The sequence below is a fragment of the Streptomyces lonarensis genome (assembly GCF_012033735.1).
GTDB lineage: Bacteria > Actinomycetota > Actinomycetes > Streptomycetales > Streptomycetaceae > Streptomyces > Streptomyces lonarensis.
Genome location: NZ_JAAVJD010000003.1, coordinates 16,735 through 38,783 on the forward strand (window position 1 = coordinate 16,735; position 22,049 = coordinate 38,783).

Here is a 22,049-nt window from a genome sequence, read left to right on the forward strand (position 1 = left end):
GGCCGGGATCGACCCGGCCGCCGCGCCGCTGCCGTCCTCGCCCGGCTCCCCCGCACAGAGCTCCCCGACGGCCGGCACCGCCGCTCCGCACCGAGCGATCGGCTTCTTCATTCCGCCCGTCGGAGGCGCCTTCGAACACCCCGGAGCGTGATCGCCCTGGGCCGGGCCGACCGCAGCAAGCCTTCGATCCGGGCGCCGGTGTCACGATGCGGGCCGGTTTCGCCCCAGGGGTTTCCTCCCCAGACAATCAGTGGTCCGCCCCGTGCCGCACGGCGGCCCCCACGTCCCGCGACGGCGCCGACCGACGCTCTGCCCCGGGCCCTGCGCCATCCGCCCCGGCGAGGCGCACGGCAGACGATTCCACGAACTCCGGTTACCGGCACAATCGGTGGGACAGGTATGACCCGTAGCCACCGCGAAGCGGCCTCACCGCCGCAGTCGACCGTACAGCGCGAGAACCCACGCGGCGGTGCGCCCCGTCCCGGTCTCGGACACGGTCCGCGCCCTCGGGAAACGCTCCGGGGCCCGCAGCGAAGCTCGAGTCGGAAGGCAGGGCATGCCCGCACCCGGACCGTTCCAGCCGGACACGGAAGGCCCTCGTCCCGGTTCCGTCACCCTCCCTCTTCACACGTGGCGCCATTGGCTCAGCGACCCCTCGTTGAAGTCGACGAACTTCCCCGACGAGGCCCCCCAGCGGTACCCGGACGCCAGCTCCTTCGCCATCGGGCGGCCCTACGAGGAACTGTTCGACATCGCCGCAGTGCACCGGGACCTGGAGGAGTTCTGCCGGTACCTGGAGGCCGATCGGGGCCGGCGCCGGCCGGCCCGGCTGCGTGGGACGCTGACGGCCATGGTCGGCGACCCGGACCGCCCGCTCCCCGCCCTCACCCGGTTCCCCGAGCCGGGCTCGCGGGCGGGCGTGCCCGGAGCCACCGAGCCGTCCGGGAGCGGCACGTGGGGCGGTGCCGGATGACGGGGCCCGGAACCCCGGCCGGGGAAGGCGGCGGCACGGCGGCGCCGGCCACCCTGCGGGCCGGCCGTTTCCCCTACTTCGTCGCCGCGCGGGCGCTGTCGGTCTTCGGCGACATGGCAGCCGTCGCGGCCCTGGCCGTCCACGTCTTCCAGAGCACCGGCAGCGGCCTGGCACTGAGCGGACTCTTCCTCACCCGGCTGCTGCCCCGGCTCTTCGGCGCGTTCGCCGGGGCCCTGAGCGACCGGATGGACCTGCGGCAGTTGATCATCGGCTGCGACGTCCTGTCGGCGGCGCTGTTCCTGGTGATCGCGGTGGTCCAGCCCTCCTATCTGCTGCTCCTGCTGTTGCTGCTGATCTCGGAATCGGCCGCGACCATCGCGCTGCCGGCAGCCCGCACGATGGCGGTGCGGGCGCTGCCCGCCGAGGCCAGGACACGGGCCAACGGGGCGCTGATGGGCGGCATCACGGTGGGCTTCGCCCTGGGCTCCGCGTTCGGCGGTCTCGCGGTGGGGCTGTGGGGCTTCGAAGTGGCCATGTTCGTCAACGTGGCGACTTTTCTGGCCTCGGCCGGGCTCACCGCACTGATGCGGCGCACCCCGCCCCCGGCACGGGACGGAGCCGCACCCGGCGTCCTCGCCTCCACCGCACGGGGGCTCCGCACCCTGCGCTCGGACCGGCGGCTGCTCCTGCTTGCCACGGGCTTGGTGGTGGTGCCCTTCGGGGCCGGACTCGACCGGGCCGCGCTGGTGCAGCTGACCCAGCAGGACCTGTCGGCCGGTCCCCTCGGCTACGGGCTGTCGCTGGGTCTGATCGCCGCCGGGGCGCTGCTGGGCTCGGTACTGACCGGCCGCTGGCGAAAGCTGGACGCGACGGCGAAGGTCTTCCTCGGCGGCGTGGCCATCCAGGCGGTCGGCCACTTCGCGATCGGCGTCTCCCCCTGGTTCTCGGCGCTGGCGGTGGCCACTGTGATGGTGGGCTTCGGCAACGGCGTCGAGTCGGTCTGCGGTCTGACGCTGCTCCAGCAGCGCGCACCCGCCGAGATGGTCGGGGTGGTGATGGGCGTGGTGATGAGCGCGACCTTCCTCGCCGACGCCCTGGGGTCGATGGCCGGCGGCCCGCTCCTCGATCTCGTCGGGGCGCGCTGGACGTTCATGGCCGCCACCGGCGTCATGGTGCTCTGTCTGGCGATCATCGCCCGCTCCGGGCTGATGAGGGACGACGGGGACGATTCCCCGCCGCCGGCCGCAGCCACCGCAGAATCCGCCACCGGGACGGGCGGCCCCGGGAAGGGATGAACGGATCACCAGGTGGCCTGCAGAAGACAACTCCCCGGCGTGCAGCTGGCACCAGGCCGTCATGCGGACCCCGCTCGTCACGGAGCGGCGGTCCGAGCTTCGGCCTCGTCATGGTGTCGGTGGCGCCCGAGGCCTCCCCGTCGTCGGCCCAGCCGATGATGTGGCCACCGACAGACGCACCTGCCGTCAGGACATCCTCACGCTGACGCTCCGGCAACGAGGTGGCCGCCTTCACCCGCGAGAGGCGCCGCACGCCCCGCAGGCACGTGCCGCATCCGTCGTAGGGTCGTTCGATCGTGCTGAGGTCCGTGCCGCGGATGTTCTCTCCGTCCGAGCGAGCACCGTACGGAGAATCGGCGGCCACGCCCCCGCTGAACGATCTTGGTCATCCCAGGAAGCTGAGCCGCACCTGCCGGTCCGGGTTGTCGCCGTTGGTGTCGACGAGGCAGACGGACTGCCAGGTTCCGAGCGCCAGTCGGCCGCCCACGACGGGGAGGGTGGCGTGCGGCGGGACGAGGGCGGGGAGGACGTGGTCGCGGCCGTGGCCGCGGCTTCCGTGGCGGTGAATCCAGCGGTCGTCCGCCGGGAGCAGGTCACGGAGGGCGGCGAGCAGGTCGTCGTCGCTGCCGGCGCCGGTCTCGATGACGGCCACCCCCGCGGTGGCGTGCGGGACGAAGACGTTGAGCAGGCCGTCCTCGCCCGCCGCGACCTCGTCGAGGAAGCGGGCGCAGCGGTCGGTCAGGTCCACGACGACCTCCGAGCGGCCGGTCGTGACGTCCAGGACGGTGGTACGCAGGGCACTCATGCATCCAGGCTACGGGCGGCCCGGCGGTCACCGCTCGCGCGGGCCTGGCGGCGTGGCGGCGGTATCAGGGGGCTCAGGGGCATCGCGCCCCCTTCTGCCGCGGCCGGATCGCCGCTACCGTCCGTGGGAGCGCTCCCGCACGGTCCGCGGGGCGCCCGCCGTGCCGCGTCCCCGCGGCGGGGTGTGCCGTCGTCGTCCGGGCGGAACGTGGCGGCGGGGCCGGCTGAGCACCACGAGCACCATGAGCAGAACTCCCCCACGCCGAAGCAGGAAGAGGCATCTCGTGAAGAGCCGCTCACGCGCCTTACCGACCGCCCTGACCGCGCTGTTCGCCCTTCTGGGGCTCGCGGCGCTCCCTCAGGTCTCGCACGCCGCCCCACCGGCGGAGACCCTCCCGAAGAACCTCGCCGGCGGCGCCGTCGGCGCCACGACCGGCACGGCGACCGAGGCGGCGGACGCAACCGCCGCGTCCGTCGAGGACACCGTCGCGGCGATGCAGCCGGGGTGGAACCTCGGCAACACCCTCGACGCCACCGGCCCCGACGAGACGTCCTGGGGCAACCCGCGGGTCACCCGCGACCAGCTGCGCCAGATCCGCGACGACGGGTTCCGCTCCGTCCGCATCCCCGTGACCTGGACCCAGCACCAGGGGCCCGCCCCCGACCACACCGTCGACCCGGCGCACATGGCGCGGGTGGCCGAGGTCGTGGAGTGGGCCGTCGAGGAGGACCTGTACGTCCTGCTCAACGTGCACCACGACTCCTGGCAGTGGGTGATGGACATGCCGACCCAGCACGCTGCCGTCCTCAACCGCTTCACCGCCACCTGGGAGCAGATCGCGGAGGAGTTCCGCGACGCGCCCCAGGAGGTCCTCTTCGAGAGCATCAACGAGCCGTTCTTCGAGAACAGTTCGGGTGACGCGCAGAACGCGGCGCTGCTGCACGAGTTGAACTCGGTCTTCCACGGCCTGGTCCGGGACTCGGGCGGCGGGAACGCGACCCGGCCCCTGGTGCTGCCGACCCTGCACACCTCGCCGGAGCAGGCGCGGCTGGACGAGCTGGTCGAGACGTTCGACGAGCTGGACGATCCGGCGCTGATCGCCACGGTCCACTACTACGGCTACTGGCCGTTCAGCGTGAACGTCGCGGGCCACACCACGTTCGACGCGGTGGCGGAGTCCGATGTGGCGGACACCTTCGCCCGGTTGCGGGACACCTTCGTCGACCAGGGAATCCCGGTGATCCTCGGCGAGTACGGGCTCCTGGGCTTCGACCGGCACACGGGTGTCGTCCAACAGGGCGAGAAGCTGAAGTTCTTCGAGAGCTTCGGCTCCCACGCCCGCGCGTCAGGCGTGACCACCATGCTGTGGGACAACGGCCAGCACCTGGACCGCTCCGCACTGACCTGGCGGGACACCGCGCTCTTCGACCGTGTGGTCTCCAGTTGGACGACCGACTCCGCCACCGCCTCCAGCGACCAGGTGTTCGTGCCCAGCGGCGCGCCGGTCGAAGACGCGGAGCTGACGTTGCGGACGGCGGGTCACAGCCTGGTGGCGGTCCGGGAGGGCGGGCAGCCGCTGGCTCCGGGCACGGACTACGTGCTCTCCGGCGACCGGCTGACCCTGTCGGCGTCGTTGCTGTCCCGGCTGACGTCGGGCGGCACGGCGGGGGTGAACGCCGCGCTCTCCCTGGAGTTCTCCGGCGGGCTGCCGTGGGAGGTGCGGGTCCTGAGCAACGAAACGCCGGTGCTGTCCGCCGCGAGCGGGTCCACCGCGGGTCTCTCGGTGCCTGCCGCGTTCCACGGGGACCAGCTGGCGACGATGGAGGCGGTGTACGCGGACGGCGGCAACGCCGGGCCGCACGACTGGACCTCCTACAAGGAGTTCGGGGCGGCGTTCGACCCGGACCCGGGCGGGGGGACCATCACCCTCACCTCGGACTTCTTCGCCGAGGTCCGTGACGGCGCGACGGTCGTGCTGACCTTCCACTTCTGGAGCGGCGACACCGTCCGGTACGAGGTGACGCGCTCCGGTGGCGCGGTCTCGGGGGCGCCCCGCTGAGGTGGTGCGAGCCCGGCCCCGGCTCGGCCGTCAGCGGGTCCGCGGCGTAGGTGATCCGCACCACCCCGTCGGCGTGCCGCTCCACCCGCGCCGCCACGTGGAAGACCTCGGCCATCACGCGGGGGGTGAGGACGTCGAGCACCGGACCCGCTGCGTGGACCCGCCCCTCGTCGAGCACCACCAGCTGTTCGCAGAACCGGACGGCGAGTTCCAGGTCGTGCAGCACCGCCAGGGTCGTGACGCCGAGTCCCCGGATGAGGGCGAGCAGTTCGAACCGGGCGCGGATGTCGAGGTGGTTGGTGACCTCGTCGAGCACCAGCAGCTGGGGGTGCTGGGCGAGCGCCCGTGCGAGGAGCACCCGTTGGCGTTCACCGCCGGACAGCCCGGTGATGTCGCGCTCCGCGAGGTGCGCTGCCCCGGCACGTTCCAGGGATTCCGCGACCGCTTCGCGGTCCGCGGTACCGGGCCGGCCCAGCATGCCGTGGTGGGGGGTCCGGCCGAGGGTGACGATCTCGGCGACGGTGAGCCCTGCCGCCGTGGTGTCGCGCTCCTGGAGGACGGCTGCGGTGCGCCGGGCGGCCTCGCGGGCGCCGAGGCGCCAGACGTCGTCGCCGCCGACGGTCACGGTGCCCCGCTGGGGACGCAGCGAGCGGTAGACGGCCCGCAGCAGCGTGGATTTGCCGCTGCCGTTGGGCCCGACGAGCCCGACCAGCGCTCCGGGGGGCACGTCCAGCGTGACGTCGTGGACCACCGGGTGGTGGTCCAGGCAGACGGTGGCGCCGGCGACGGCGAGTCTCATGCGGTGTCCATTCCCTTGTTGCGGCGCAGCAGCCACAGGAAGAACGGGGCTCCCAGGAGTGCGGTGAGGATGCCCAGCGGTAGCTCGTTGGGCCGGTCGAGTGTCCGGGAGAGCAGGTCGACGAGGACCAGGTAGAGCGCGCCGGTGACGGCGGTGAGTGGGATGAGCCGCCGGTGGTCCGGGCCGGTGGCGAGTCGGACGAGGTGCGGGATCATCAGGCCGACGAAGCCGATCCCTCCGGCGACCGCGATGACCGTCCCCGTGATGAGGGCCGCGCAGACCAGGAGCGCCCCGCGCAGGCGGTGGACGTCGACACCCAGGGAGGTGGCCGACTCGTCGCCGGTGAGCAGGGTGTTGAGGAGTCCGCCGAGCAGGCTCAGGGTGACGGCGCCGGTGACCACGACGGTGGTGACCAGGGGCAGTTGGTCCCAGCTGGCGCCGGCGACGCTGCCGAGCATCCAGAACAGGACGGTCCGCAGCTCGGTCGGGGTGGCCCGCAGCTGCAGGTAGCTGGTGGCGGCGAGGAAGAGGTAGCCGATGGCGACGCCGGAGAGCACCAGGCGGGTGGGGGCCATCCGGCCGGCTTTGCGGCCCAGGGCGAAGACCATCGCGCCGGCGAGGAGCGCTCCGAGGAAGGCGGCGGTGGAGACGCCGACCCCACCGAGCACCGCACCGGAGGCAGTGGTCAGGGCGATGACCGCCCCGAGGGCCGCGCCGTGCGAGAACCCGAGCACCGTGGGGTCGGCCAGCGGGTTGGCGACGACCGCCTGGAGTGCGGCGCCCGCCACGGCGAGCCCGGCGCCCGCGACGGCGGCGAGCACGACGCGGGGCGCCCGGAACTCCCAGACGATCTGTTCGGTGGCGATGTCGGAGACGGGGCCGCCGCCGGTGAGCCGGGAGAGGACGATCCGCCAGACCTCGCCCGGCGGCACCTCGGCCGCGCCGATGCTGATGGCGGTGATCATCACGACCAGCAGCAGGGCGAGCAGGGGGAGCAGCAGCAGGAGGAGCGGGGGACGCGTCAGAAAGCGTCGGGGTGCAGCATGCGGGCGATCCGCTCGATCGCCTCGTCGTTGTCGGGACCGAGGTACGCGGAGTCCGACAGCACGGTGTACGTGTCGTTCTGGGCGGCCGGCCACTGGGGGAACTCCTTGAGCAGGTCCTGGGCGTAGGACTCGGCGTCGGGGTCGTTGAAGCTGATGACGACGAGAGCCTCGACGTCGGTGGCGGCGACGGTCTCGCGGCTGAGGTCGGCGAAGCTGCCGTCGGTGGTACCGGCGAAGACGTTGGTGCCGCCGGCGCTGGCGAGGATGTCGTCGTAGATGCCGTTGACGGCGACGGCGCTGAACTCATTGGCCCCCATCGACATGTTGGAGAAGAGCACCATGACGGCGGGGCGGTCCCGCCCCTCGACCGCGTTCTCCACGGTCGCGACGCGTTCGCGGGAGGCGGCGACGATCTCCTCGGCGGCTTCGGGCACGCCGAAGACGGCCCCGAGCTCGGTGAGCAGGGTGTAGCTGTCCTCGACCGTCATCGACGAGGTGTCCTGGTCGCACCCCTGGGGCGAGATGTAGGTGTCGGCCCCGACCGCGGCGAGGTCCTCGCGGGTGGCGAACCCGTTGGTGGAGTCGAAGCCGTAGGCGGTGGTGGAGAGGACGAGGTCGGGAGTGAGGCCGAGCATCGCCTCCCGGGGAATGTCGTGGGCGTCGTTGGTCTCCACTCCCCCGGTGGGGAGCCGGTCGATGGCCTCGGCCCGGCCGTCGATCTCGGACATGCCGTACGACTGCTGGTTGGAGACGATGCGGTCCTCCTGACCGAGGGCCAGGAGGGTGGACACCTCGGCGACGGACGCGCCGTCCATCACGACGACGCGTTCGGGCGGCTGCTCGAAGGTGAGGGTTGTCCCGCAGTTCTCCAGGGTGAGGGGGTACCCGCCGTCGGTGCGGGCCGCGTCGTCGTCGGCGGTGCTGCCCCCGGTGCCCGCGTCGTCGCTGCCGGCGCACGCGGTGCCCAGCAGGCAGAGGCCTGCGGCGAGCGCGACGAGGGGGTGGCGGGTTCTCACGGGGTGGCTCCTGACGGCCGGCGGGCTGGTACGCATTGGGTCGGCCCGCCGGGCCGTCTGGTTCCCGCGGGGGCGCCGGTTCCCTCGAAGGGGCCGGCCCCCCCGCGTCTCAGGGCGCGGACGGGGCCGGTAGCAGACCGCGGGCGACGCAGTGGTCCAGCTGACGGTGCACCAGTTCCCGGTCGACCGGGCGGTAGGGTGCGGCGGCCCCGGTGAACGCGCTGTGCAGCCGCTCGGTCAGCACGTGTCCGAGGCCGAGGTCGCCCCCGCTTTCGGCGGGGCCGCCGCCCTGCCTGCGGAGACCGCCGAGCGCGGCGCGCAGGGCGCGGGAGCGGTCGTCGTCCACCAGGCCGGGGGTGTCGAGCCAGTCGCCGATGCCGACCAGTTCGAGCGGGTGGCCGTAGGCGGTGGTCCACGCCGCGAGGTCCGCCAGTGCGAGCGGCCGGGTCGGGGCGTGGTGGTAGACCGCTCCCCCGCCGGGCGCGTCCCGCTCCAGGAGGGAGGCGATCGCGCGTGCCACGTCGTCGGCCGGTGTCCACACCTCGTGGGCGAAGAGCCGCGGCAGTTTCCCGGCCGGCACCGAGGCCCGCAGCACGCCGAAGAGGAAGTCCCGGGGGTTGACGGCGCCGGTGGCGGCGGCGCCGACCACCCGGCCGAGCCGGTGGACGGCGGCGGGCAGTCCCGCCTCGGCAGCCTGCCGCACCAGCTCCTCCGCGACCCACTTGGACTGCTGGTACCCGCCGGCGAGCCCGGGGTGCGCCGGCAGGAACCGCTCCGGAAGCTCGGCGGCGGCGGCCCGCGGCGGGGAGACCGAGAGCGTGGAGACGAGGTGGAACGGCACGCCCCGCGCGGCGGCGAGCCGCAGCAGCGAGCGGGTGGCCTCGACGTTCGGCCCGCGCAGCGCCCGGTACCCGCGCATCACGCTGACGTCGGCAGCGCTGTGCACCACGACGTCGAACGCACCGAACAGGTCGTCCGCCGGGCCGGACCGGCCGTCGGGATCGATCTGCTCCAGGTCGGCCGCGACCGGTGTGAGGCGCGCGCCCGCGGCGGGCAGCGGCAGCCCCAGCTCGGTGAGGACCGTGCGCAGCCGCTGCCCCGCGGCGGCGGCGTCAGGGGCGCGGACGGGGCAGACCACCTCGGCCGTGTCCCGGCGCAGCAGCTCGGCCAGCAGGTGGGCGCCGACGAAGCCGGTGGCCCCGGTGAGCAGGATTCGGCGGGCCGGAGCGGGTGGTCCTCCGCGCCCCTCGGACAGCAGGGCGGTGCCGGGTCCGGCCGCGACATCGGCGGTCGCCTCGGGCGGCAGCACGGGAGCGGGCGGCCGCTCCGCCGTGTCGGTCCCGGTGGGGGCGTCGGAGCGGCCGTTGCTCCCGTCCTCGGCATGCAGGAAGGCGGCGAGCGCCGCGGGGGTGGTGTGCTCGAAGAGCCACGGGACGCGGATCTCGCGCTCCAGCGCGGTGGAGAGCCGGTTGGCGGCGGCGATGGCCTGGAGCGAGTGGACCCCCAGGTCGAAGATGTCGGCGTCGATCGGCACCGGGGTGCCGCCGAGTACCTGCTGCCAGACCCCGGCGACGGCCCGGGCGAGCGGGGTTCCGCCGTCCGTCCCGCCCGCCGGAGGCGATCCGCCGGCAGCGGGCGCTGCCGGGTCGGTGGAACCGGCAGCGACCGAAGCGGCGGTCGCCTCGGTCGCCTGCCGGGCGGCGGCGCGGAGCGCGGCCCGGTCGATCTTGCCGTTGCGGTTGCGCGGCAGCCGGTCGGTGAGGTGGACAACGGAGGGGACGAGCGCGGCGGGCAGCGTGGCGCGCAGCAGCGCCCGCAGCTCCGCGGGGAGGCCGCCATGGCTCGTTCCGGCGGCGGGGACGACGTGGGCGGTCAGTCGGCGGCTGCCGTCGTCGAGGGTCTCCCCCACCGCCGCGGCCGCGCGGACCCGGTGGTCGGCGAGCAGCGCCGTCTCGACCTCGGCGGGCTGCACCCGGTGGCCGCTGATCTTGATCTCGTCGTCGGCGCGGCCGCGGTGGTGGAGGAGGCCGTCCTCACCCAGCTCGGCGAGGTCACCGGTGCGGTAGGCGCGGGGTGCGCCCGGAAGTTGCGTCAGCCGGGTGAAGCGGGCGTGGTCCGTGGCGGGGGCGTCGCCGTGGTAGCCGTCGGCGAGCCCGTCGCCGAGCAGGTACAGCTCGCCGTCGACGATCGCCGCGCTCACTCCGGGCAGCGGCAGGCCGATGGGGGCGCTCCCGGGCGGGCCGTGGTGCAGGTCGGCGACGGTGGCGACGACGGTCGCCTCGGTCGGGCCGTAGGTGTTGAGCAGCCGGACCGTGTCGGGCACCGCGGCGCGCCAGCGGTCCACCCGTTCGGGGAGGGCGGCCTCGCCGCCGATGACGACGGTCCGGACGGAGTCGGGCAGGTGCGCCTGGCCGGTGCTCAGGGTGTGGACCAGCTCGTGCCAGTAGGCGGTGGGCAGGTCCAGCACGGTGATCCGCAGCCGGCGGCAGGCGTCCATGAGGGACTGGACGGAGGACAGCATGGCGTCGGTGCGGATAACGACGGTGGCGCCGGCGCAGAGCGGGAGGACGATCTCCTCGACGCTGGTGTCGAAGTGGGGCGGTGCGAACTGGAGCAGGCGGTCCCCGGGGCGCAGGGCGTAGCGGTCGACGGCGCCGGCGGCGAAGGCGTCGAGCGCGCGCCGCGGGACGCTGACGGCCTTGGGGCGGCCGGTGGTCCCGGAGGTGTGCATCAGGTAGGCGGTCCCGGCGGCCGGGGGCGCGGCCGGCGCGGCGGCGGAGGGCGCCGCCCGCCAGTGCCCCGGGGTCAGGTGCTTGCCGGTGGCGGGGGCGGGGGCGTCGTCCGTGGTGACGGTGACCGCCGGGGCGAGGCCGTCGAGCATGGCGCGGAGCCGGGGCGCCGGGGCGGCGGGGTCCAGCGGGCAGTAGGCGGCGCCGGTCAGCAGGATGCCGAGCAGGGTGGTGACGGTGTCGGTCCCCCGGGGCAGCAGTACGGCCACGGTGGTGCCGGGCCCGGCGCCGTGGGCCGCGAGGGCGGCGGCCGCGGCGCGGGCGCGGTCGAGCAGTGCGCGGTAGCCGACCCGGTGGCCGTCGTGTTCCACGGCGACGGCGTCCCCGTCGGCCGCCGCACGGTCGGCGATCCGGTCGAGGATGCCGCGGGGCGCGGCCGGGTGGGGCGGGCCGTGCAGCACGGTGATGTCGTCGGCGGTCACGCCGCCGACCGCACGGTCGGGACGGGCGGGCAGCTCGGCGAGGAGCGCGCGGACGGCATTCGCCTGTGCCGCGAGCCGGTCGGTGTCGTAGAGCCGCGGGTTGGCGTCGACGGCGAGGCGGAGACCGCCGCCGTCGCCCCGGTCGTAGACGTTGAGCGCGAGGTCGTCCACCGGACCGGCGGAGACGTTGTGGGCGGTGCCGCGGTGGGCGCCGAACTTGAGGTCGTACCCGAACGGCATGATGTTGACGCCCGGCCCGGAGAGTCGGCGCTCCCCGCCGACCAGCCCGAGGTCGCGCCGCAGTTGCTCGTACGGGTAGCGCTGGTGGGGCAGGCAGGCGCGGATCTCGGCCGCGGTGCGGGCGGCGAGCTGCCGCAGCGTGTCGACGGGGGTCACGGCGATCCGCAGCGGGATCACGTTGCGGACCATGGCGGGGACCCGGAGCGCGGCCGTGCCGAGCCGGTTCATGACGGGCAGTCCGAGCACGACCTCGGGGGCGCCGGTCTCGCGGTGCAGGTGGGCCGCGAAGACCGCGGTCAGCACCTCCGGCCAGCCGATCGACAGCTCCGCGGCGAGGGCGCGCAGCTGTCGGGCGTCCGCGGCGGGCAGGTCGAACGTCTCGCGGAGGTGCCCGGGCGCGGGGAGTGCGGCGCGGTCAGCGGGGGTCGCGACGTGCGGCCGGTCGGCGAAGCGCTCCGTCCAGAACGCGCGGTCCCGCTCGCGGCGTTCGGACCGGCGGTAGGCGGCGTCCTCGGCGAGGACGGCCGCCAGGGGGCCGAACGGCGGGTCGGGCACGGGTTGGCCGGCTGCCAGCGCGGTGTACACGTCGGCGACGCGGCGTGCGACGAGGGAGAGACCGTAGCCGTCGAGGGCTATGTGGTGCACGCGGTGGTACCAGAGGAGCCGGTTCGGACCCAGGGTGAGCAGTGCGTGGCCGGAGAGCGGGCCGGTGGCCAGGTCGGCGGGGCGGCCGACGTCCCGGTCCATCCAGTCGTGGGCGGCGGCGAGCGGGTCGGGGGCCCCGCTCAGCTCCACGTGCACGACGGGGACCGGGGGGCCGTCGGCGACGGCCCGCGGGTCACCGGAACCGCCGGCGGGGTAGGTGGAGTGCAGCACCTCGGTCTCGTCGACCGCTCGGCGGATCGCCGAGCGCAGCAGTCCGACGTCGACGGACCCGTCGATGTCGATGTACTCGGCGGTGTTGTGGGCGGGGCTCGTCGGGTCGAGCTGCTGGCCGGCCCAGGTGCCTTCCTCGGCCGTCAGCAGGGGGCGTCCGGGGGGTGCCGCGGTCTCAGTCACGGGCCGGTCCGTCCTCGGCACCGTCGTGCGGCGCGACCAGGCGCCACCACGCCTCGAAGGAGGTGCCCTCGGCGAGGTCGAGGAAGGTGACGTCGGCACCCGCCGCGCGCCAGCGTTCGGCGAGGGTGTGGAGCCGCAGGGAGTCGAGGCCGGCGTCGAGGGGGTTCTCTGCGAGGTCGACCTCGTGCGGGTCCTGGTGGAGTTGTTCCGCGAGGTCGGCTCGGAAGGCGTCGAGGGTGAGGGGTGTGGTCACGGTGTCTCCGGTCCGGGTGGGGCGGTCGGTTCGTCAGTTGACCTTGCGGTCGGTGCCGGCCCAGAAGCGGTCGCGCAGCTGCCGGCGGAGGATCTTGCCGCTGGGGTTGCGCGGCACGCTGTCGACGAACTCGTAGCGGGCGGGCAGCTTGAAGGCCGCGAGCCGTCCGACGAGGTGCCGGTGGAGGTCCCGGCGGGCGGGTACGCCACCGGGTGCTGCGACGACGAAGGCGTGGACCGCCTCGCCCCAGCGGTCGTCGGGGACCCCCACGACGACAGCCTCGGCGACCCCGGGGTGGCTCTCCAGGGCGTCCTCGACCTCGGCCGGGTAGACGTTCTCACCCGCGACGATGACGGTGTCCTTGATGCGGTCCTGGATGTAGAGGTAGCCGTCCTCGTCGAGGTGGCCGGCGTCGCCGGTGTGAATCCAGCCGTCACGCAGGGTCTCCGCCGTACGGTCGGGCAGCCCGTGGTACCCGACCATCCGGGCGGGGGTGGCGAGGCAGACCTCCCCGACCCGGCCGGCCGGCAGCGGCGCGCCGGAGCCGTCGACGACGCGGACGCGCACCCCCGGGTAGGGGCGGCCGGCCGCCCGGGCCCGGCGGCGGCCGGGCAGGTGGTCCTCGGGCGGGAGGCAGATCGCGGTGTTGCCGGTCTCGGTGAGGCCGTAGATCTGGGCGAACTCGCAGCCCAGCAGCGCGAGGCTGTCGTCCAGCAGTGTCTCCGAGATGGGGGACCCGCCGTAGACCACCTTCCGCAGTGTCGTGAAGTCGTCCGCAGTGACCCCGGGATGGGTGGCCACCATACGCAGCATGGCGGGGACCACGCAGGCGGTGGTGACGCCGTGGTCCCGGATGCCGGCGACCGCCTCGCCGGGGGCGAAGGCGGGGAGCACGAGCAGCGTGGCTCCGGCGTCGAGGTTCTGCGCGGCCCACCACAGGCCGCCGATGTGGAAGCCGGGGATGCCGACCAGTGCGGTGTCCTCGGGGCGGGGGTCGATCCAGTGGATGCCGGCGCGGGCCATGGCGTCCTTGATCGCGAAAAAGCTGCGGTGCGCCAGCACCACGCCCTTGGGCAGGCCGGTCGTCCCGCTGGTGTACAGCTGGGCGACCGGGGTGTCGGGACCGACCGGCGGTGCGTCCTCGGGCGGCTGCGCGCCGCCCTCGCCTGCGGTGTTCTTCCAGTCGCCGTACTCGCCGTACTCGCCGCCGCTGCCGAGCCGGACGACCGACCCCCGGTAGGGGCTGGGCAGCCGGTCCAGGATGCCGGCGAAGGCGTCCTCGATCAGCAGCACCTCGCTGCCGGAGTCCGCGAGGATGTGGTGGACCTCGGGTCCGGTGAGCCGCCAGTTGACCGGCACGAGCACCGCCTGGGCACGGGCGCAGCCGAACAGGGTCTCGTAGTAGTGCTCCGACTCCTTGCCGAGGTAGGCGACGCGTGCGCCGGGCCGCAGCCCCGCGGCGCGCAGTGCGCGCGCCACGAGGCCGCTCTGGTGGTGGAGTTGTCCGTAGGTGAGGGTGCGGTCGGCGCAGCGGACTGCGGGGTGGTCGGGGCGGAGTCGCGCGTGGCGGGCGGTGAGGACGGCGAGGGTCCGGGCGGCGGGTGGTGCCGTGGTCGCTGTCATGTCGCGCTCCCGGTGCCGACGGCGACCCGGGAACGCCCGGCCTCCCGCGGCAGGTTGGTGAGGACGAGGGTGGCGGTGCCGTCGCACCGGCCGCCGGCCTCGTCGCGGTAGCGGTGGGACGTCGTGGCGAGGAGGAAGGGTGCGCCGCGGCCGGGGGTCTTCCGCTCGATCTTCTCGATGGTCAACTCGCCGGTGAAGCGGCGGGCGTCGACGGGTCGGCGGAAGTTGCCCGCGAACCGTGCGATGACGATGTCGGGCAGTTGGCGCTGCCAGAAGTCGTCGAGCGTCCACTCCGCGAGGGCGGGGTGGAGGTCTTCCTTGACGGCCTTCGCCACCAGGAAGTACATCATCTGGTTGTAGCAGATGTTGACCTCGACGGCGTTGAGGTGCCCGGTGTCGTCGATGTACCAGGACTCCGGGATCGACAACCGGGAGCGCACGGTGAGCGCTCCCTGCGCCTCGACCTCGACCTGTGCCGACTCGACGTACAGGCAGCGCCGCTTGTAGGGACGCAGCACCTGCTCCAGCAGTCCGTGGTCGGTCTCCCACTCCCCCACCCCGGCGGCCCCTCCGGTGACCGCCGGGGTGACCGCGGTGTGCGGGTGGTGTCCGACGGCGCTCACGCGGCGCCCAGGCCGTCGAACAGCGGCCGGCTGTCGTGGACGGTGACCCGGTGAGAGACGGTGGGTTCGGGGGCGGAGGTGTGGAGAGCCCGGTGGATGAGGCTGCGGTTGTCCCAGACGAGGAGGTCCCCCTTCTCGAACGTCTGGAGGTGGATGTTCTCGTCCCGGAAGGTCTCGTCGGTCTGGCCGGTCGCGGCGAAGAGCCGCGGCAGGAGGTCCTCGTCGAGCGGCCGGCCGTCCGCGTCCTCGATGCCGACGGTGAACCCCTCGCTCAGGTAGAGCACCGTCTCGCCGGTGAAGGGGTGGACGAAGGTCGCGGGCTGCACCACCGACGGGGTCTTGACCTCGACCTCCTCGATGATCTCCGACAGCGGCCGGTACACGTCGTGCGGCCGGATCTTGAAGTACTTGCGGACGGAGTGGCGGCAGCGGGCACCGGCGACGGCGTCCTTCAGCTCCTGCGGGAGCCGGCGGTGGGCGGCGCCCATGTCGATGAAGTAGGTGCCCCGGTTCTTCCTGGGGACCACCTGCGGGTGGATCAGCGTGATCCCGAAGGGGTCGGGCATGAACTGGTAGTCGGCGTGCCAGAACTTGCCCGTCCGGGGTACGCCTATCTGGCGGCCGCCCTCCGGCACGTTGGAGGAGACGAAGACCTCCGGGTGGTCCGGGTGGTGGTACATCGGCTCGTAGTAGGTCTCCGGGCGGCCGAGCCGCCGGCCGAGGGCGAGGAACTGCCCGGGGTCGAGGTGCTGGTTCTTCAGGACCGCGATCTTCCGGGTGTAGACCGCCTCCTTCAGCCGCTCGATGTCGCCCTCGGTGGCGGTGGTGTGGTCGAAACCGGTGACGTGGACGCCGAACAGGCCGGTCTGCTGCGGGGTGATCTCCATGAGCGGGCTTCCTTCCGGGGCGGGGTCAGCTGGCGGAGGCGGCGGTTTCGCCGGAGCGTGCGCGGTCGATCAGTTCGGCGGTGCCCGCGAGGGTGAGGTCGCCGTGGAGCTCGGCGTCGTCGATGTGGACGCCGAGGTTGCGTTCGACCCGCATCGCGAGTTCGACCAGCGTGAGCGAGTCGACGTCGAGGTCGTGGAGGGTGGCGCCGGGGGTCAGGTACTCCGTCGGCGCGTCGTGGATGCCGGTCAGGATGTCGACGAGGGCGTCGTAGGTGGTGCTCACGGGGTGCTCCTTCGGAGGTAGGGGCGGGGTGAGGGGGGGAGCTCCGGCCAGCGCAGCAGGCAGGAGCCCCAGGCGAGTCCGCCGCCGAACGCGGTCAGCAGAACGGTTTCTCCTGCGGCCAGTTCGCCGTGGGCGGCGGCGTCGGCGAGGGCCAGTGGCACGGAGGCGGCCCCGGTGTTGCCGATCTCGTGGAGGTTGCTGACCAGCCGGTCCGGCGGCACCCCCAGCTCGTCCGCGACGGACGCCAGGATGCGGAGGTTGGCCTGGTGCGGGACGAACCTGTCGACTGCGGCGGGAGCAACGCCCGCGGCGTCGAGGCTGGTACGGGCGGACCGGGTCAGGTGGGTCACCGCATGGCGGTAGACCTCGCGGCCGCGCATGGTGAAGTGGCCGTCGGCCCCGGCGACGGCCGCAGTGGCCGGGTGGCGACTGCCCCCCGCCGGGACGGTGATGAGGTCGCGGCCGGAACCGTCGCTGCCGAGGTCGAAGGCGGTGAGGGCGCCGGGTTCGCCGGGTTCGCCGGCGCGCAGCACCACCGCCCCCGCGCCGTCGCCGAAGATCGCCAGGTTGCCGCGGTCGTCGGGGCCGATGATCCGGGAGTAGGTGTCGGCACCGATCACCAGCACGCGGTCGGCGGCCCCGGCCGCGATGAGCCCGGCGGCGGTGGCCAGTGCGTAGACGAAGCCGGCGCAGACCGCGCCGATGTCGAAGGCGGCGGCCCCCGTGAGCCCCAGCCGGCCGGCCACGTCGGGCGCGGTCGCGGGGCAGGGGTGGTCGGGGGTGACGGTCGCCAGCAGCACGGTGTCGACCCCCGGGTCGCCGGAGTGCTCCAGCGCGGCGGCGCCGGCCCGTACCGCGAGGTCGGAGGTGGCGTCCTCGGGCGCGGCCACCCGGCGGCTGCCGATGCCGGTCCGGGTCCTGATCCAGTGGTCGCTGGTGTCCAGCCGGGCCGCCAGCTCGTCGTTGGTGACCACACGGTCCGGCACCCAGCCGCCCAGTCCGGCGAGGACCGCGGCACGGGCGGGGATGTCGGGGTTCACGAGAGCTCCTCGGTGTCGGGGGAAGCGGTCCGGACGCGCACCGCGCAGACCACCGCGAGCGCGACCAGGCAGCCGCCGGCCGTCAGCAGCGCGGCGGTGATCCCGGAGGACAGTGAGGTGGTGCCGGCGGCGGCGCCGGAGAGCCCGGCGACCGCGGTGAGCGCGGCGAGGCCGAGGGCGGTCCCGAGTTGCAGCGCGGTGGACGCCACCCCGGAGGCCGCCCCCTGCTGTGCGGCGTCGGCCCGGCGGGCCGCCGCCAACCACATGGCGGTCCACACCGCGCCCTGCCCGATGCTCAGCAGCACCAGCCCGGGGACGAGTCGGGCGTATCCGCCGTCGGCGGAGGCGGTGGCGGCCAGGGCCAGCGCGCCGACGGCACCCGCCAGCGCGCCGATGAGCAGCAGCGGCCGGACCCCCCAGCGGCCCGAGAGCCGGGCGGTGGCCTGGGTGGCGGCCGCGGTGACCAGGGCGGGGAGGAGGAAGGCGAGCCCGGTGGCGAGCGGGGTGAGTTCCTGCACCTGCTGGAAGTGGAGCGTGAGGAAGAAGGGGACCGCCCCGAAGCAGGCGCCGTACAGGGCGGTGACGGCCGCGACGGGAAGCAGCCCGCGGGAGCCGGCCAGCAGCCCCCTGGGGACGAGGGGGCGCGGGGAGCGGCGTTCGGCCAGGACGAACGCCGCGGCGCAGATCGCGGCGGCGGCGATCAGCACACCGGTGCCCGTCTGCCACCACCCGTGGTCGGCGCCCTGGGTGACGGCCAGGGTGGCGAGGGCGGCGGCGGCTGTGCCGCTGACGGCGGCGCGGGCGTCGAGCCCGCGTTCGGCGCGGGTCGGGGTGTCGGCGGGGAACGCCAGGACGGCGGCGGTCACGAGGAGCCCTGCCATGGGGAGGTTGACCCAGAAGACGGCCGGCCAGGAGAAGGCGTGCACGAGCACGCCCCCGAGCAGGGAGCCGCAGCAGAGGCCGGCCGCGCCCGCCGCCCCCCACATCCCGTGGGCGCGGGCGCGGGCCGGGCCGGAGAACGTGCCGTTGAGCAGGGCGAGGGCCGCGGGGAAGAGCAGCGCCCCGCCGATCCCCTGGACGGCGCGGACGGCCACCAGCACGCCCGCGTCACCGGCGAGGCCGCCGACGGCGGAGGAGGCTCCGTACAGCGCAGCGCCGAGGAGGAACATGCGGCGGGCACCGAGCAGGTCGGTCGCCCGGCCGCCGAGCAGCAGCAGGCCGCCGGTGGCGACGACGTAGGCGTTGACGATCCAGGTGAGTCCGGAAGGACCGACGGCCAGGTCGGCGCCGATCCCGGGGAGGGCTACGTAGACGATGCTGAAGTCCAGAGCGATCATCAGCTGTGCGCCGGCGAGCGCGGCCAGGGCGAGGCCGGGCCGGGTCGCTGTCCGTGCCGGTGGTGCCAGGGCGGTGCGCGTCATCAGGGTTCCCGGGGTCGGGGAGGACGCCGGCAGCGGCCGGCGCGGGTGGAGGCGTGGCACTCCGGGGGCGCCGGGGAACGGCGCACCGGGACGGGCCCTATTCCGTCGGGATCGGGGCCCGGGTCACGGGAGTAGATCGTGCTGCGCGGTTCCCGGGACAACAAGCAACGGTGACGCTTTTCGGACCGGTCGCGTCACCGCACCGCCGTGCGAGCTGTGGTCCGTACCAGCGGAATCGCGTTCACATCGCGTTCGAACGGAAGACGTATTCATCGCGCCGCCCCCACGGCGAAACGGTTCGGAAACATCGCGGGTGACGACGTATCCGTGGATAGCCCGAGAATTCCTACCGAACAACGACCTCGGCGCACCGGAACCGCGCGTTCCCACCCCGCGCGGATTGGCCGGAAAACGACCTGTACAGTGCACGGACATACCTGTCGGCACCACGCGACCATTCAACGACAGTCGCACGGGCACCGGGGTGAGTTCCCGTAGTCAGCTATGTCACAACTGGTTTGACGCCCGGGAAGAGAATACCCCGGGACCGCGCGCGGAGATCCCACTCGCGCGCCCCCGGAAAGCGACGCAGAACACCCCCGGACCCACTACGGGTCCGGGGGCGCCGGCGGTGCTGTCGGCCGTCAGCCGTCGCCCATGAGGGCGCGCACCTCCGTGACCAGGACCGTCAGCGCCTGACGCTCGGCCGGCGTGGTCTCGGGATGCCAGAGGTCGACGAGCAGGCACGTCCGGGTCCCGCCTCCGTCGTTGCGGGCGGAATGCCGGAACGAGTAGTCGAACAGCAGGCATCGCCCTTCCTCCCAGGCGCGCCGTTCACCGGCGACCGTGAGAGAGCAGCCCTCCGGAATGCTGACGGCGAGGTGAAGGTTGATGGAGAAGTTCCAGAGGTCGCAGTGGTCCGCGATCACGGTCCCGGGAAGCAGCGTGGAGAAATGACTTTCGAGGAGCGGGCACAGAACGCCTGCGTCGACACCGGCACGCTCGACCACCCGGTGCGCGGTCGGCACCAACTCCGCCGCGCCCTTCGCCATGGCGCCCTGCCGGAAGAGATAGACGGCGCGCCAGTCGTCCTGGTTACCCAGATAGTGGTCGTAGCGCCCGAAGCGGTCCCGGCGGGAAGCCCAGGATTCGGTGATCTCGCGCTTGATGTCCCCGTGCGCGGCTTCCAGTTCCCGTACCAGGGGCAGCAACTCCGGATATGCGTAGGGGTCGTGCCAGGGTTGCTGCGATATGCCGGGCAGCACCCAGCGGGCGTCCCGCTGCAGCGGGTGCCGGCCGGCGGTGCCGCCGCGCATCATCTCCTCGACGCGCGCCAGCGAAGCGGCGCCGTGCTCCGCCCTGATCGCGGCGAACGCCTCGTCGATCTCCGGGGTCATGCTCCGGTCCTCCTCAGTGGCCGCCGTCGGGGTGCCCCCGGCGAGGCGTCCCGTGGACAGAGAGTCGGACCGGCCCGCTGCCGGGTTCCCGGCGGCTTCCCGACTCCGCGTGAACGGTCGGCGAACGGGTGGAATGCGCGGTGGTGCGGGGCGTGCGGGGCGCGCGGCCGTGGCGGGCGCCCGGGGGTGCACCGCCGGGCGGACGGAGCGACGGCGGTCCGCGACCCGTCACGGCCGGCGGCGGCCGCCCGGTGTGGCGGTACAGGAAGCCGGGAAGAGTCGCGGCGTCACGGAGTGAGAACATGAGCGCACTATGCGACTGACCGGGGCGGTGCGAGGCGTCAGGGCAGCGGTGTTCGCCGGTGTCTGCGTGGTCCTCGCACTCGTCGGGCACGTCCACGCCTCCGGCGCGCCGGTACCCGTGCCGGTGGCTCTCGCGGCCTTCGCGGTGGTCGCCGGCGGGGCGTGGGCGGTGGCCGGCGCCCGCCGCGGGCCCTGGGCCGTCACGGCGGCGGCCGGCGGTGTGCAGCTCGCCCTCCACCTCGCCTTCTCCGCCGGACAGGGCGCGGCGCGGGCCCCGGCCCCTGGCTCCTCGCCCGACCCGGTGGTGGAGACGGCGCGCTCCTTGCTGTGCGGCGCCGGGACCGGCCCGGCGCTCACCCACGACGAGGCCATGCGGATCGTCCTCGCCGCCGGGCTTCCGCTGCCCGACCACGACCACGCCGCGGCTCTCGCGGCGTCCGCGTCCGACCACGGCGGGCACGCGGTGCACGCCGCCTCGGCGCTGCCGGGGTCCCATTCGGGGGCCATGCTCCTCGGCCACGTGCTGGCCGCGGTGCTGTCCGGGCTGTGGCTGGCCTGGGGCGAGCGGGCCGCCTGCTCGCTCCTGGCGCAGGTCGGTCCGTGGCTGCTCGGCCCACTGTGGGCGCTGCTCGGCCCGCTGTTCGTGCCGGCGGCCCCGCCGGCACGGCCCGGCGTCGTGCTGGACCGTCCGCTGCCGCCGCTGCGGACGCGGTTGCTCCTGCACGCGGTGATCTCCCGGGGGCCGCCACCGGCCGGGGCTGTCGGCTGACGACAGCGGGCACCACCCGGCGCCGGGTACGGCGCCGGCGGGCCGGGCCGTGCTCGCGGCCCGGCGGCACCCGGGCGGTCCGTGCGTCGGGCCGCCTCCCCACCGCATGTGACGAGGTCACCAGTGATCACACCTGCTGTGCACACCCCTGCCCTGCCGACGGCCCCGCAGGGCCGGGTCCCCGCGCAGGGCGTCCCTCCCGAACAGGCCGGCGGACGCGCGGAACGCCGGAGCGCGGGCGGCGACCCCGACCGGGGCCGCACCCTGCTCGCGCTGACCGCCGCGCGCACCGGCAGCCCCGACGACGTCGCACGCTTCGTGGCGGCGTTCGACGCGGACGTCCGCCGGTACATCGGATTCCTCCAGCCCGACACCGACGGGGTGGAGGACCTCGCGCAGGAGACGATGCTCCGCGCGCTGCTGTCGCTGCACCGGTTCGAGGGCAGATCCTCGGCGAGGACCTGGCTGCTGTCGATCGCTCGGCGCACGGTCGTCGACAGCGTGCGCCGGGCGTCCGCCCGTCCCCGGCTCTCCGACGCTGCCGACTGGCAGCGGGAGGCGGAGTGGCGTCAGGCCCGCAACGTCCCCGGCTTCGACGAGGGGCTGGCGCTGCGCGGGCTGTTGGAGAGCCTGTGCGCCGAACGGCGTGAGGCGTTCGTCCTGACCCAGCTCTGGGGCGTGCCGTACGACGACGCCGCGGCGCTGTGCCGCTGCCCGGTCGGCACGGTGCGTTCCCGGGTGTCCCGGGCGCGGGCGGAACTGCTGCGGCTGTTGCGCGAGGCCGAGGAGCATTCCCCCGCGCCGGTCCCCGGTGAGGACGCCGGCGTGGCGGCCTGACGGGCCGGACCGCGGCGGCCGGCGCGCCCGTGCGGGGCGTGCCGGCCGCCCGGACGCGGCTCCGGACGGCCAAAGGCGCGCGGCTCCGCCGGCCGCTTCCCGGAGCGGGG

The 22,049-nt window shown here is 74.3% G+C and carries 17 protein-coding genes and 1 pseudogene; 5 read left to right on the forward strand and 13 right to left on the reverse strand.

What is annotated here, in order from left to right; translation table 11 throughout:
• Positions 1–658: 658 nt before the first annotated feature.
• Both HCN56_RS00930 and HCN56_RS00935 read left to right on the forward strand, forming a co-directional pair.
• Positions 659–973 carry a hypothetical protein gene (locus HCN56_RS00930; RefSeq protein ID WP_167967478.1) on the forward strand — a complete coding sequence of 105 codons (315 nt, stop codon included), beginning with the start codon at positions 659–661 and terminating at the stop codon, positions 971–973.
• Complete coding sequence (locus tag HCN56_RS00935; protein ID WP_167967479.1) at positions 970–2,268, forward strand: MFS transporter; 1,299 nt, start codon at positions 970–972, stop codon at positions 2,266–2,268. The genes HCN56_RS00930 and HCN56_RS00935 overlap by 4 nt, the downstream gene beginning before the upstream one ends.
• A 385-nt stretch (positions 2,269–2,653) precedes the next feature.
• On the opposite strand, the gene HCN56_RS00945 is transcribed toward HCN56_RS00935, so the two are convergent.
• Complete coding sequence (locus HCN56_RS00945) at positions 2,654–3,073, reverse strand: YjbQ family protein (protein WP_167967480.1); 420 nt, start codon at positions 3,071–3,073, stop codon at positions 2,654–2,656.
• Between the two features lie 493 nt (positions 3,074–3,566).
• On the opposite strand from HCN56_RS00945, the pseudogene HCN56_RS00950 reads away from it, so the two are divergent.
• Positions 3,567–5,060 (forward strand): annotated as a pseudogene (locus tag HCN56_RS00950) (cellulase family glycosylhydrolase); the annotation flags it as partial.
• On the opposite strand, the gene HCN56_RS25990 reads toward HCN56_RS00950, so the two are convergent.
• The 12 genes from HCN56_RS25990 to HCN56_RS01010 form a co-directional block, all read right to left on the reverse strand.
• A complete protein-coding gene (locus HCN56_RS25990) occupies positions 5,002–5,931 on the reverse strand; it encodes an ABC transporter ATP-binding protein (protein WP_245245790.1) in 930 nt (309 codons plus the stop codon). The pseudogene HCN56_RS00950 and the gene HCN56_RS25990 overlap by 59 nt on opposite strands.
• Entirely contained in the window at positions 5,928–6,896 is a 969-nt protein-coding gene (locus HCN56_RS00960; RefSeq protein ID WP_167967482.1) for a FecCD family ABC transporter permease, read from the reverse strand. Before HCN56_RS00960 ends, HCN56_RS25990 begins: the two co-directional genes overlap by 4 nt.
• A gap of 56 nt (positions 6,897–6,952) precedes the next feature.
• Positions 6,953–8,029: an ABC transporter substrate-binding protein gene (locus tag HCN56_RS00965; protein WP_167967483.1), complete on the reverse strand. Its 1,077-nt coding sequence runs from the start codon at positions 8,027–8,029 to the stop codon at positions 6,953–6,955.
• Positions 8,030–8,102: 73 nt separating this feature from the next.
• The gene (locus HCN56_RS00970; protein ID WP_167967484.1) at positions 8,103–12,503 is read right to left on the reverse strand and encodes a non-ribosomal peptide synthetase; all 4,401 of its coding nucleotides are present in this window, start codon (positions 12,501–12,503) and stop codon (positions 8,103–8,105) included.
• On the reverse strand, positions 12,496–12,756 hold the full coding sequence (locus HCN56_RS00975; protein ID WP_167967485.1) for a phosphopantetheine-binding protein: 261 nt from the start codon (positions 12,754–12,756) through the stop codon (positions 12,496–12,498). Before HCN56_RS00975 ends, HCN56_RS00970 begins: the two co-directional genes overlap by 8 nt.
• A 33-nt stretch (positions 12,757–12,789) precedes the next feature.
• On the reverse strand, positions 12,790–14,379 hold the full coding sequence (locus HCN56_RS00980) for a long-chain-fatty-acid--CoA ligase (protein WP_167967486.1): 1,590 nt from the start codon (positions 14,377–14,379) through the stop codon (positions 12,790–12,792).
• The gene (gene scoD / locus HCN56_RS00985; protein ID WP_312870979.1) at positions 14,376–15,002 is read right to left on the reverse strand and encodes a (2E)-enoyl-ACP glycyltransferase; all 627 of its coding nucleotides are present in this window, start codon (positions 15,000–15,002) and stop codon (positions 14,376–14,378) included. The genes HCN56_RS00980 and scoD overlap by 4 nt, the downstream gene beginning before the upstream one ends.
• On the reverse strand, positions 14,999–15,889 hold the full coding sequence (gene scoE, locus HCN56_RS00990; protein WP_167967487.1) for a (3R)-3-[(carboxymethyl)amino]fatty acid oxygenase/decarboxylase: 891 nt from the start codon (positions 15,887–15,889) through the stop codon (positions 14,999–15,001). Before scoE ends, scoD begins: the two co-directional genes overlap by 4 nt.
• A gap of 25 nt (positions 15,890–15,914) precedes the next feature.
• A complete protein-coding gene (locus HCN56_RS00995; protein ID WP_167967488.1) occupies positions 15,915–16,172 on the reverse strand; it encodes an acyl carrier protein in 258 nt (85 codons plus the stop codon).
• On the reverse strand, positions 16,169–17,212 hold the full coding sequence (locus HCN56_RS01000) for a beta-ketoacyl-ACP synthase III (RefSeq protein WP_167967489.1): 1,044 nt from the start codon (positions 17,210–17,212) through the stop codon (positions 16,169–16,171). The genes HCN56_RS00995 and HCN56_RS01000 overlap by 4 nt, the downstream gene beginning before the upstream one ends.
• Positions 17,209–18,633: an MFS transporter gene (locus HCN56_RS01005; RefSeq protein ID WP_167967490.1), complete on the reverse strand. Its 1,425-nt coding sequence runs from the start codon at positions 18,631–18,633 to the stop codon at positions 17,209–17,211. Before HCN56_RS01005 ends, HCN56_RS01000 begins: the two co-directional genes overlap by 4 nt.
• Positions 18,634–19,277: 644 nt before the next feature.
• Positions 19,278–20,030, reverse strand: coding sequence for an aspartyl/asparaginyl beta-hydroxylase domain-containing protein (locus tag HCN56_RS01010; protein ID WP_167967491.1), 753 nt, complete (start codon positions 20,028–20,030; stop codon positions 19,278–19,280).
• A 313-nt stretch (positions 20,031–20,343) separates the two neighbouring features.
• Between HCN56_RS01010 and HCN56_RS01015 the strand changes: the two genes are divergently transcribed.
• On the forward strand, positions 20,344–21,102 hold the full coding sequence (locus tag HCN56_RS01015; protein ID WP_167967492.1) for a PE-PGRS family protein: 759 nt from the start codon (positions 20,344–20,346) through the stop codon (positions 21,100–21,102).
• Between the two features lie 138 nt (positions 21,103–21,240).
• Positions 21,241–21,939: a sigma-70 family RNA polymerase sigma factor gene (locus HCN56_RS01020; protein ID WP_312870980.1), complete on the forward strand. Its 699-nt coding sequence runs from the start codon at positions 21,241–21,243 to the stop codon at positions 21,937–21,939.
• Positions 21,940–22,049: the final 110 nt, after the last annotated feature.

Bases quoted from the DNA above. Each gene is read 5' to 3' on its own strand.
- HCN56_RS00935 (WP_167967479.1), top strand. From the start codon at position 970: ATGACGGGGCCCGGAACCCCGGCCGGGGAAGGCGGCGGCACGGCGGCG.
- HCN56_RS00945 (WP_167967480.1), bottom strand. From the start codon at position 3,073: ATGAGTGCCCTGCGTACCACCGTCCTGGACGTCACGACCGGCCGCTCG.
- HCN56_RS25990 (WP_245245790.1), bottom strand. From the start codon at position 5,931: ATGAGACTCGCCGTCGCCGGCGCCACCGTCTGCCTGGACCACCACCCG.
- HCN56_RS00960 (WP_167967482.1), bottom strand. From the start codon at position 6,896: ATGATCACCGCCATCAGCATCGGCGCGGCCGAGGTGCCGCCGGGCGAG.
- HCN56_RS00965 (WP_167967483.1), bottom strand. From the start codon at position 8,029: ATGCGTACCAGCCCGCCGGCCGTCAGGAGCCACCCCGTGAGAACCCGC.
- HCN56_RS00980 (WP_167967486.1), bottom strand. From the start codon at position 14,379: ATGACAGCGACCACGGCACCACCCGCCGCCCGGACCCTCGCCGTCCTC.
- scoE (WP_167967487.1), bottom strand. From the start codon at position 15,889: ATGGAGATCACCCCGCAGCAGACCGGCCTGTTCGGCGTCCACGTCACC.
- HCN56_RS01005 (WP_167967490.1), bottom strand. From the start codon at position 18,633: ATGACGCGCACCGCCCTGGCACCACCGGCACGGACAGCGACCCGGCCC.
- HCN56_RS01010 (WP_167967491.1), bottom strand. From the start codon at position 20,030: ATGACCCCGGAGATCGACGAGGCGTTCGCCGCGATCAGGGCGGAGCAC.
- HCN56_RS01015 (WP_167967492.1), top strand. From the start codon at position 20,344: ATGCGACTGACCGGGGCGGTGCGAGGCGTCAGGGCAGCGGTGTTCGCC.